Origin of the sequence: Halalkalirubrum salinum (genome assembly GCF_005543295.1) — an archaeon.
Taxonomy (GTDB): Archaea; Halobacteriota; Halobacteria; order Halobacteriales; family Haloferacaceae; genus Halalkalirubrum; species Halalkalirubrum salinum.
The window spans coordinates 87677-98281 of sequence record NZ_SRSG01000017.1 but is presented as its reverse complement, the minus strand read 5'-3'; the positions used below and the strand labels follow the sequence as shown (position 1 = coordinate 98281).

The window sequence follows — 10605 nt, the reverse complement described above, 5'->3', positions numbered from 1 at the left end:
ACGGGCACCGAGGATGGCGACGAGAGCGATACGGGCACCGAGGATGGCGACGAGAGCGATACGGGCACCGAGGATGGCGACGAGAGCGACACGGGTACCGAAGATGGCGACAGAGAAGATGCAGGCACTGAACAAGGCGATGAAGGTGGCACCGACGAAAGCATTGACAGCGAAGCGTGAGATGACGATCGCCCGCAGCTGATAGAACTCATAGAACGTGAGCACCGAAGACCACTCGTCATCACGGAATACTTCGTCTTCCGTATGACCCCGAGGCACTCGGCCTGTCTTTCCTGTAGAGACGCCAAATAGTCTTCTGAGACGCCCATAAGAAAATTTATAAAGGCGCTTTTGTAACGCGACTGATGGGGACACTGCGGCAACTACCGCATTCCGTGACACACTCAACCCACACCCAACACTAACACCACGGCCGTCCCCTTTTTGTAGACCGATCGCCTAGCGACACGCTCGATCAATACGGCGACCTATGGCTTGGTGGCGTTGTGAACGTGCGCGAGTAGCTGATCGTGAACAGCTTGCTCCGCAGCCCCGACGAATATATCCTCAGTTTCTGTCGTATGTACGCCGCTCTCACGCGCAAGAAGGCTACCAGCGTAGTGCTCGTACACATCCGGTCGGTAGCAGACAATCCCCTCAATCGATCCGCCGGACACCAGCCCCCAGTCGAGACACGGTGCCCATGTCTGGAGGACCCGCTTACACGCCGGTTCGATTGCGTCCTTGATTCCACGGACGATCGGCGCTACCGCCGGATCGCGAACAGCATCGAGCCCAACGACGAACGAAACGGTCCCGTGCGCTAAGGGAAGGTCTGACTGTGCCGTCAGTGGCTCGCCATTGAGCGTCGCGCCCTCTCCTCGACGGGCCACGTACATCACGTCAGTGAGCGGCGCGTAGATCGCGGCGACGATCGGTTCGCCCTCCGCCAACAGCGCGACAGCGGTCGCGACCATCGGAATTCCGCTCGCGAAGTTGTTCGTTCCGTCAAGCGGATCGATAACCCACTGGTAGGTGCTGTCACCGCGCTTTCCAGACTCCTCGGCGTGGATTGCGTGGTTTGGAAACCGATCGGTAATACTGTTGAGAACACGGGATTCAGCCTCCCGATCGGTCCGGGTCTTGACGTCGGTCCCGTTGAACTCACCGTCGACAGCGCGAGATCGAAAGACAGAGCGGACATAGTCGCCACCGGCACGGGCTGCGGATTCGGCCACAGCGACAAACTCGTCGATCGACGATGCAGTCGGTGCTCGATCGGACATGTCCGATCGCTGTGGCGGTTCGCAATTCAAGCTATCGACTGCAGATTGACGCCCACAGATTGTCAGTCTCATCCGTGAGTCAAAAGGTATAAATCCAATTCCTCACCATCGTACACGTGTGACTCACGCTGCGATCGACACGGCCGGACATCTCTCGAAAGCAGCGTCTGTAGATTTTCTCAAAAAACGCGCGTAACGATCGCTCGGTGCGGGCGTGGCGACCCCGTTCCGGGTGAGCACCCGACTCCCACAGCGATGCGATTATCGACGCATTGTGTGCATCGATCGCGACGCACCGATACGCAATCAACAAACGCTGCTGTCGGGACGATCGCTCCCGACATGCGACCCACGACCAACACGAATCCACAGCCATGACAAACATCGACTTCAACGGGGTTTTTCCGGCGATGGTGACCCCCTTCACCGACGACAACAGAATCGACATCGAATCACTCCAGACGGACGCTCGACGGCTCGAAGCCGCTGGCGTTGACGGTCTGGTCCCGGTCGGCTCGACCGGCGAATCCGCGACCCTGACCCACGACGAACACGTCGAGGTCATCGAGGCCGTCGCCGCCGCCGTCGAAGACGTCCCGGTCATCGCGGGCACCGGCTCGAACAACACTGCAGAGGCGCTGGAGCTCTCCGAACGCGCCGAGGCCGCCGGCGCTGACGCGCTGCTTCTCATCTCGCCGTACTACAACAAGCCCGAACCGCAGGGGATGTACGATCACTTCGCGGCAGTTGCGGACGCGGTCGACCTGCCACAGATCGTCTACAACGTGCCCTCACGGACCGGCCAGAACATCCAGCCGGACACTGCCGTCGCGCTGGCTGAGCATGAAAACATTCGTGCGTACAAGGCTGCTTCGGGCGATCTCAACCAGATCTCTGAAGTGGTCGAACGCACCCGTGACGCTGACTTTTCGATCCTTTCAGGCGACGATGGGCTCACGCTGCCGGTTCTGTCGATCGGCGGCACGGGAACGATCTCGGTCGTCGGAAACCTCGAACCCGAGCGGACGTGTGCGATGGTTGGTGCAGCACTGGACGGCGACTACGCGTTCGCGCGGGCGATTCACCACGAGCTAGGACCGCTCATTCGCCAGTTGTTCGTCGAGACGAATCCGATCCCCGTCAAGGCCGCAATGGCGATGCGCGGGCACACGCCGCCGCACATCCGATCACCGCTGTCGGAGCTCTCCGAGGAGCATCGCGATCGGCTCCAGGAACTGCTCGACGAGCTGGATGGCGACCACGAGGTAGCGCCCGCGGAGGCGACCGGATAATGGCCGTAGAGATCGCCGTCACCGGCGCGAACGGCAGAATGGGCCGGGAGGTACTCGGTATTGCGGTGGACCGCCAAGCTGTCGAGGTGGCTTTCGCGGTCAACCGAAGTCCAGTCGACGAGCCGATCGCCGGTGTCGAGATCGAATCGGCCGATCGCTTTGAGGACCTGCTGGCCGCACGATCGCCCGACGCAGTCGTCGACTTTACCGGTCCCGCCTCGTCCACGGCGTACGCCGCCCACTGTGCGGACCACAGCGTCGCGTTTGTCACGGGAACGACCGGCTTCGACGAGGCCGACCAGACGGCCCTAGCGGATGCGAGCGAGCAAACGGCGCTGTTGCACGCGACGAACTTCTCGCGGGGCATCGCCGCGCTTCGACGTGCGGTCACACAAGCAGTCGAGGCGCTGCCCGGCTACGACATCGAGGTGACAGAGACGCACCACAACGGCAAGCGCGACGCGCCAAGTGGGACCGCCAACACGCTCATCGACGACATCGAAGGCGTTCGGACTGATATCGACGATCGGGTCCACGGCAGAGTCGGTGAGGCCCCCCGGTCATCCGGCGAGATTGGCGTCCACGCACGACGTGCCGGCGATATTGCGGGCGAACACGAGGTGCTTCTCGCCGGCAACAACGAGACGGTGTCGCTGTGCCACCGCGCGGGCGATCGATCGATCTTCGCGATCGGCGCGATCGACGCTGCGGAGTGGCTGGCCGAGCAACCGCCCGGACGCTACGACTTTTTTGACGTAATCGACGATACTTAACCGACGAAGACGCAGGTATCACCAATGACGATTCAATCCGAAATCACAACGCTGTGGGACCGATACCAGAACGGACTGACCGCTGCGGAGGCGAGCGACGAGGAGTACGCAACGCTCGAGGCGTTTCTCGAGGCCCTCGAAGCTGGCGAGGTCCGAGCCGCCGAAAAAACCGGCGACGACGTAACGAGCTGGGAGGCAAACGAGTGGGTCAAACGAGGAATCCTCCTGAACTTCGGGCTCAGAGAGACGCTACCGCGCCGCTACGGCGACGTGACCTACTACGACGTGTTACCGCTTCGAGACACCGAGGACCTTGGCGATCGTGGCACCCGAAATACGCCCGATGGGACGACGATCCGTCGTGGTGCCTACCTTGGCTCGGACTGCATCATGATGAGTCCATCCTTCGTTAACGCGGGCGCCTATGTCGGGGACGGAACGCTTGTCGATTCCTGTGATACCGTCGGCTCGTGTGCACAGATCGGCGAAAACGTCAAACTCGGCGCGAACACCCTCATTGGCGGCGTGCTCGAACCTGTCGAGGACGCGCCCGTTGTGCTCGAAGACAACGTCTCGCTTGGGGCGGGCTGTCGGGTCACCTCGGGCTTTCGGATCGGCGAGAACTCGATCGTCGGCGAGAACACGCTCCTCACCCCTCGGATCCCGGTGTACGATCTCGTCGAGGAGACGGTCATCTTCGGGCACCTGCCGGCCAACAGACGAGCGTTCACCCGCTACGTCGAGTCGTCTGTAAGCGATCACGAGCTGTTTGAAGGCGGCGCGTACAAACCTGCAGTCGTCGCCACCGACGTCGCCGAGGAGACCCTCGAAGCGACGCGGCGCGAGGAGGCGCTCCGGGAATGACAACTGACGAGGGTGCATCGTCCGACGATCGCCACGACTCCGAAGACGACGAGGCTGTATCCAGTGAGAGCCCCTCGGTCCGGCGCCTCGCTGATTGGGACGAAGAACTCCTTCGATCGCTGCTCGAAACGTACGGGTCGCCGCTGTACGTCACAGACCTCGATCGTGTTACGGCGAACTGTGCCCGACTTTCTGCGGCGTTTCCGGACGCCGACGTTCGGTACGCGGTGAAAGCACACACTGGACGGGCGGTGCTCGAAACGGTTCGTGCGGCGGGTTTTGACGCCGAGTGTGCCTCCGCGGGCGAGGTCATGCGTGCGATCGCCGCCGGGTTTCCTGGCGAGCGGATCCACTACACCGCAGTTAACCCGCCAGCCGCAGATCTCGATTACGTCACCGATCTGTGGGTCGATCGCCCAGAACTCACGATCACTGTCGGTGCGGAAGACACGCTTGAGCGCCTCGCCGCGCGCGGCTTTGACGGCAGCGTCTGTCTGCGGGTCAACCCAGGCGTCGGTGCGGGCCACCACGAGAAGGTCCGAACGGGTGCGGCCGCGAAGTTCGGCGTCCCGATCGAGCGTGCGGAATCACTCATTCATGACGCTGCCGAGCACTTCGACGTCGTTGGGATTCACGCACACGCGGGATCGGGTATCTCGGGTGAGGACCTCTCGAATCACCGCGCGCTGGTCGAACGAATGGGCGATCTCGCTCGAGACGTGCTTTCGGCGGGGATCGACCTCGAATACGTCGACATCGGCGGTGGCTTCGGCGTTCCCTACAGAGAGAATGAACCGCCACTGGAACTCGATGCGGTTGCGGAAACGACGCGTGCGGCGATCGGAGCACTCGAAACTACGGCGGGAGATCCCGTTGAGCTCGCCATCGAACCTGGGCGATACGTCGTCGCCGACGCAGGCGTCCTGTTGACACGCGTGAACACGGTCAAGGCTGCTCGTGACACGCTCGTGGCAGGCACCGACGCCGGAATGACCACACTGCTCCGTCCGGCGATGTACGACGCCTACCACCCCATTTCGAATCTCTCGCGTGACGGTCCTGAGACACCAGTCACCGTTGCTGGGCCAATCTGTGAGACTGCAGATGTCTTCTGTGAGGATCGTCTTTTAGCTCGCCCCGAGCGTGGGGATATCCTCGCCATCGGGATCGCCGGCGCGTACGGATACGAGATGGCGAGCACGTACAATTCTCGGCCGCGGCCGCCAGAGGTCGCCGGAAAAGCCGGCGAATATCGCCTCGTTAGGCGGGCCGAAGAGCTTTCAGCACTGTCCGCATTGGAAACTGATAGCAAGGGTCGATCGACACAGTCACTCACGGGCAGCGTCCGATCGGCCAACCTACCAGAGGAATGATGAGAGTATCACACGCGATCTGTTCGGAACCATGAGCACCTACCAGCATACCGTCTCGTTCGAGAAGTACCACGGCACCGGCAACGATTTTATTATCGTCGATGCGACCGAATCAGTGCCTGACCGGAGCGCATTTGCAAGGAGATACTGCGATCGCGAGACGGGAGTGACCGCCAAGGGGACCGAACGGACAGGCGCGGATGGGGTGTTATTTTTGGATCTCAGCGATCGGTTCTCACCGCCGCGGGTGATTATGACGCTCGTGCAACCCGATGGGTCTGTTGCGGCAATGTGTGGAAACGGCGCGCGCTGTGCGGCCGCGTGGGCGGCTGAGCGAACCGGCGCAACCGAGATTATGATCGATACCCAGGCGGGGACTCGTCACGCACAGATCGGCGAGGAGACGATCACGATCGAAATGGGTGCGCCGGCGTTCGATCCTCGTCGTGTGCCGTTGTCGGCGTCGTTCGACGACCCGCTCATCGACACGCCGATTGAGGGGCAAGCCGTCACTGCGGTTAATACGGGTGTACCGCACACGGTTGGGTTCGTTTCGGACGTTGACGAGATCGATCTTGAAGCGATCGCACCGCCGATCAGACACGCCGATGCATTCCCCAAGGGAGCGAACGTGACGTTTGCCTCCCCGGTCGACGCGAGCGACCACACTGCCGGCTACCGGCAGCGGACGTTCGAGCGCGGTGTCGAGGGCGAGACCCAATCGTGTGGAACCGGCGCGGTCGCGGTAGTCGCCGCTGCGAAGCGAACCGGACGCCTCGAAGCCGACGTGCCTGTCGACGTGAGCCCGCCGGGCGGGACGCTCACGATCACCGTTCCCGATCGCAGCCCTGCGACGCTAACCGGCCCTGTTGCGCTTGATTTCACCGGGGAGTTGGCGGTTGTGGCACCGGAGGTGGCGTAGCCACCGTGGCTGCGGCGGCCTCTGGGTTCGATCCGGTCGAGTTTCTCGAACAGGCGGTACAAATTGACTCGACGGCAGATGTTACCACGATGCGATCGTTCCTGCTGGAGACGATCGAACGCCACGGAGTCGCCGCCACAGTCGATTCGGCGGGCAACACGATCGCGACCAAGCGGAGCGATCGTCCCGACGACGGGCCCCATCTCGTTTTGAACACCCATATTGACACTGTTCGTCCACACGTGCCCTACGAACGCGACGACCGCATTATTCGCGGTCGGGGATCGTGTGACGCGAAAGGACCGTTGGCCGCGTTGCTCACGGCGTTTTTTTCGGTCGATCCTGATCGCGGCCGTGTGACACTTGCGGTGTCACCGGATGAAGAGACGCTGTCGACCGGTGCGGCCGCGTTGACTGGCAAGCTCGACCACCAGGACGTTGACCCCATCGACGGCGACTGCTACATCGTTGGCGAGCCAACTGGTCTCGATGTGTGCACGGCCGCCAAAGGTCGGTTTCAGGGCCAACTGATGCTCTCTGGTGTGAGCGCACACGCTGCGGAGCCCAAGAGTGGGGTGAACGCGATCGCTGCGTTGGAGGCTGCCCTCGCGGCGATTCGATCGTTCGACGAGGGGCGATCGCCACACCCACAACTCGGATCCGCAACGTTGACCCCCACAGTCGTCGACGGCGGCGAGTCGACGAATCAGGTGCCTGCACAGTGTACGCTCACGCTCGATCGCCGCTCGATCCCTCCGGAGACCCAAGAGGAGTTCCGTGCTGCGATCGAATCTGCGGTTCGTGAGGCCGTCCCGTCGGCAGTCGGTGTTTCGTTCGACTTGACCGACCGCCCCTCGCCGTTTCTCGGACCGTTTAGCACTGATCCGGGCCACCAACTGGTCAGAACGCTGGCCGACGCAACTGCCGAACAGACCGACTGCGCGGCCGGCGACGTGCGTCCGTTCACCGCCGCAACTGAGGCGTCATACTTTGCGCCCGCGCCAACGGTGGTGTTTGGTCCCGGTGTCCTCGCCGACAAGTCTGGCGCCGTCGCACACAGCGATCGAGAGTACGTTCCGGTAGCTGCGGTCAAAACGGCCGCAACGGCTCTCTCGACGGCTGTTGACCGATTCATATCATAGCTGCGAGCAGTTGCGGACACAATTTACAAATTCTGTTGAGTGAGAGTTATCGCGGTGATTTATGTAAGATGCCGTTTCATCTGTGAGTACATGCTCACGGACGTGCGTGACTCGGTCGACCTCACTCTCGACAGGAGCGCTCCTTCGGGTGCCTGTTTGTTTGCCCCTACCGTCGACGACTGCGAGAATCTCCCAGCAGCAGCCCCGACCGTGCTCGCAGAATCGATCGCCGCTTGGTGGGATGTACCGCTGTATGCTGCGGTCGATCCCGAGTCTGTCTCAGCTGTATCCGAACGCTCCGCAAACCGCCGCGTGGATGTTCAATCTGTCCCAGAATACGACCAGCGTCTGGATCTGTTGGTTGACCGCGTTGACGCCGCTGTGGTTGTCACCGATCGGGAACGCCGGAGTGGGCTGCTCGACGACCTTCGATCGACTACGGCAGCGAAGCTCGCCCGAAACGGTGACGCGGACGTGTTGACGATCGATCACGACGGTCAATTCGACACGGTCGCGTCGATTCTCGTCCCAATTACTGACGGCCCAAACTCGCCGTTGGCGGTCGAAGCAGCGATCGCGTTGGCTGAAGTCTCCGGTGCGGCGGTTGATCTCTTCCACGTCCAAACGCCGGACAGTGATGTCGACGGACAGCGGCTCCTCGCAAACGTGCGGGCCGCAATTGGTGAGTCCGCGGCTATCGAGATCGATACGTGGCTGTTTGAGGCACCGACGGCGGCGGATGCGATTGTCGAACAGTCCGGGTACTACGATGTGACCGTCATTGGTGCCCCACAGTCAGGGCCACTCATGCGGTTTGTGTTCGGTTCGACAACAACAGACGTCACAGACCACGCGGTCTCTCCGGTCATTGTTGCCCACGCACGGGCCGATCGGTAGCCGTGGTGTCGCTTCTTTGTGTTCCATCACTCAGTGACGACGCTGATCACCCGCCGAGGAAGAAGTCCAACACGTTGTGTTTTGACTGGCCGCGGTACAGCTCCGAGTAGCCACACTCAACACAGGAGACAACAGTGAACTGTCTGTTTTGGATATCAAATAGTTTGGTGAGGCCGCTACCGCTCGTCGCGATCTCGTCGAAATCGGCTTCCGTACAGCCACACTTCGGACAGCCGCGTTCATCTTTGTGGCCCAAATTAAGCGTTTCAGTCGTCTTCGCTGTCGCGTCGTCAGTTTTTGCTTGTGTTGTCGATCCATCGTCTTCGGTCTCTTCGAAGACCGAGTAGTCGTCGGAGGGCATCGATCGACACTGCTCGTGGAAAACCCAAAAACGTTGCTCTCAATTTCGTCCTCGGTGCTTCCCCCCATCCCAGCTGGCATGCTGGCACTTTGATCGTGGCGGGGATTACTTGTTGATCCGACCGACGAGTTCTGCGGCGATCCCGGTGTATCCAGTCGGCGTGAGTGCCAAGAGTTCCTCGCGGACCGGTTCAGAGACATCGAGGTCGGCAAACAGCTCGTGGAAGTCCTCGATCGTAACTTCTTGGCCGCGGGTCAGTGCCTTGACGCGCTCGTAGGCCTCGGTATCGCCCTCGCGGCGGAGAATCGTCTGGACGGCTTCGCCGATAATCTCGGGTGTCGCCTCCAACTCCTCGCGCATGACCATCTCGTTTGGAACAACCTTCGAGAGTCCGGCTTCGGTCTTTCGATAGCCGATTAGACAGTGAGCAAACGCCGCGCCGATGTTGCGCTTAACCGTCGAATCCGAGAGGTCTCGTTGGAGCCGTGAGGTCGTCACGTAGTCTCGGAGAAACGTCAAATCGCTCGTGGCCTTCGAGAGGTTCCCCTCGCTGTTTTCGAAGTCGATCGGATTCACTTTGTGGGGCATCGTTGACGAGCCCGTCTCGCCGGCGGCGCTCTCTTGACCGAGATAGCGATCGGAGATGTACAGCCACATGTCGCGATTGAGGTCGAGGAGGACGTTGTTGATCGCCGCCAGCGCGTCAAAGACTGCCGCAAGGTCGTCACAGGGGTTGACCTGTGTCGAAAGCGGGGTGTGCTGTAGCCCGAGGTCGGTGACGAACGACTCCGCGAATGCCTGCCAGTCGATATCTGGGTAGGCTGCGACATGTGCTGCGTACGTGCCTGAAGCGCCGGCGAGTTTGCCGCTCAGTTCCTCGCGGGCCGCCTCCGTGCGGGCGATCGTTCGTCCGAGTCGTGCAGCGTAGACGGCCATCTCCTTGCCGAACGTCGTCGGCGTTGCAGGCTGTCCGTGGGTCCGCGCAAGCATCGCCACGTCGCGGTTCTCCTGGGCGAGGTCAACGAGCGAGTCGCGGACGTCTCTGGCCGCCGGCAGTACTACAGACTCCAGTGCCCCCGAGACAAGCAGGCGGTGGGCGAGGTTGTTCACGTCCTCACTGGTCAGTCCAAAGTGAATCCACGGATAGAGTCGCTCGGCGTCAGTGATCGCTTTCGCATCGTCGATCCGAATTCTGAGGAAGTACTCGACGGCTTTCACGTCGTGATTTGTCGCGCTGTAGCCGTGGGAACCCTCGGTTTCGAGCTGTTTGATTACGCGTGCGTCCTCGGCGTCAAACCCGGAAACGATCGCTCTGAGCGCGTCGGCTTCCGCCTCAGAAATCGACACGGCTGTCTCGGGGTGTGCGGCCAGCGCAATCAAGTACTCGACCTCGACGCGGGTTCGAGCCCGCATCAAAGCGGATTCGCTGGTGTACGGCGACAGCGGCGCGGTCCGACCCGCGTAGCGGCCGTCGATCGGCGAGACCGCCGAAAGCGGATCCGATCTGGGCAGTGTCATACCGCAACGTCGAGACGAACTCGCAAAAAGGATATCGGTTATCAACAGTATCCGACACAATCATATGCAAAATTGTGGATACAAACCGACGATTTATCCCGAATATTCAGCATTTGAATACATACATTTGTGTACACACCTCAGGTCGACCGCAACTGTTTTTCGCTACCGCTCTGA

General features: G+C 61.3%; 10 protein-coding genes and 1 pseudogene. 8 read left to right on the top strand and 3 right to left on the bottom strand.

Going from position 1 to position 10605, the window contains the following annotated elements; all coding sequences use genetic code 11:
* Positions 1–180, top strand: a pseudogene (locus tag E5K03_RS17160) (hypothetical protein); the annotation flags it as partial.
* A gap of 308 nt (positions 181–488) precedes the next feature.
* Here E5K03_RS17160 and E5K03_RS07385 read toward each other — a convergent pair.
* Positions 489–1286, bottom strand: a complete 798-nt coding sequence (locus E5K03_RS07385; protein ID WP_138005944.1) for an inositol monophosphatase family protein — start codon at positions 1284–1286, stop codon at positions 489–491.
* A 374-nt stretch (positions 1287–1660) separates the two neighbouring features.
* Here E5K03_RS07385 and dapA point away from each other — a divergent pair, with 374 nt between their 5' ends.
* The 7 genes from dapA to E5K03_RS07350 all read left to right on the top strand — a co-directional run bounded on the left by dapA (position 1661) and on the right by E5K03_RS07350 (position 8549).
* Entirely contained in the window at positions 1661–2578 is a 918-nt protein-coding gene (gene dapA / locus E5K03_RS07380) for a 4-hydroxy-tetrahydrodipicolinate synthase (RefSeq protein ID WP_138005941.1), read from the top strand.
* Positions 2578–3351 carry a 4-hydroxy-tetrahydrodipicolinate reductase gene (dapB, locus tag E5K03_RS07375; RefSeq protein WP_138005938.1) on the top strand — a complete coding sequence of 258 codons (774 nt, stop codon included), beginning with the start codon at positions 2578–2580 and terminating at the stop codon, positions 3349–3351. Before dapA ends, dapB begins: the two co-directional genes overlap by 1 nt.
* A gap of 24 nt (positions 3352–3375) precedes the next feature.
* A complete protein-coding gene (locus E5K03_RS07370; protein ID WP_138005934.1) occupies positions 3376–4215 on the top strand; it encodes a 2,3,4,5-tetrahydropyridine-2,6-dicarboxylate N-succinyltransferase in 840 nt (279 codons plus the stop codon).
* On the top strand, positions 4212–5588 hold the full coding sequence (gene lysA / locus E5K03_RS07365) for a diaminopimelate decarboxylase (protein ID WP_138005931.1): 1377 nt from the start codon (positions 4212–4214) through the stop codon (positions 5586–5588). Before E5K03_RS07370 ends, lysA begins: the two co-directional genes overlap by 4 nt.
* Positions 5589–5619: 31 nt before the next feature.
* Complete coding sequence (dapF, locus tag E5K03_RS07360; protein ID WP_138005929.1) at positions 5620–6510, top strand: diaminopimelate epimerase; 891 nt, start codon at positions 5620–5622, stop codon at positions 6508–6510.
* Positions 6511–6515: 5 nt separating this feature from the next.
* On the top strand, positions 6516–7652 hold the full coding sequence (locus tag E5K03_RS07355) for a M20 family metallopeptidase (RefSeq protein ID WP_138005926.1): 1137 nt from the start codon (positions 6516–6518) through the stop codon (positions 7650–7652).
* A gap of 90 nt (positions 7653–7742) precedes the next feature.
* A complete protein-coding gene (locus E5K03_RS07350; RefSeq protein ID WP_138005923.1) occupies positions 7743–8549 on the top strand; it encodes a universal stress protein in 807 nt (268 codons plus the stop codon).
* Positions 8550–8595: 46 nt separating this feature from the next.
* On the opposite strand, the gene E5K03_RS07345 is transcribed toward E5K03_RS07350, so the two are convergent.
* On the bottom strand, positions 8596–8910 hold the full coding sequence (locus E5K03_RS07345; protein WP_138005920.1) for a zinc ribbon domain-containing protein: 315 nt from the start codon (positions 8908–8910) through the stop codon (positions 8596–8598).
* 105 nt (positions 8911–9015) lie between these two features.
* Positions 9016–10428 carry an adenylosuccinate lyase gene (purB, locus tag E5K03_RS07340; protein ID WP_138005917.1) on the bottom strand — a complete coding sequence of 471 codons (1413 nt, stop codon included), beginning with the start codon at positions 10426–10428 and terminating at the stop codon, positions 9016–9018.
* Positions 10429–10605: the final 177 nt, after the last annotated feature.

Bases quoted from the DNA above. Each gene is read 5' to 3' on its own strand.
- E5K03_RS07385 (WP_138005944.1), bottom strand. From the start codon at position 1,286: ATGTCCGATCGAGCACCGACTGCATCGTCGATCGACGAGTTTGTCGCT.
- dapA (WP_138005941.1), top strand. From the start codon at position 1,661: ATGACAAACATCGACTTCAACGGGGTTTTTCCGGCGATGGTGACCCCC.
- dapB (WP_138005938.1), top strand. From the start codon at position 2,578: ATGGCCGTAGAGATCGCCGTCACCGGCGCGAACGGCAGAATGGGCCGG.
- E5K03_RS07370 (WP_138005934.1), top strand. From the start codon at position 3,376: ATGACGATTCAATCCGAAATCACAACGCTGTGGGACCGATACCAGAAC.
- lysA (WP_138005931.1), top strand. From the start codon at position 4,212: ATGACAACTGACGAGGGTGCATCGTCCGACGATCGCCACGACTCCGAA.
- dapF (WP_138005929.1), top strand. From the start codon at position 5,620: ATGAGCACCTACCAGCATACCGTCTCGTTCGAGAAGTACCACGGCACC.
- E5K03_RS07350 (WP_138005923.1), top strand. From the start codon at position 7,743: ATGCTCACGGACGTGCGTGACTCGGTCGACCTCACTCTCGACAGGAGC.
- E5K03_RS07345 (WP_138005920.1), bottom strand. From the start codon at position 8,910: ATGCCCTCCGACGACTACTCGGTCTTCGAAGAGACCGAAGACGATGGA.
- purB (WP_138005917.1), bottom strand. From the start codon at position 10,428: ATGACACTGCCCAGATCGGATCCGCTTTCGGCGGTCTCGCCGATCGAC.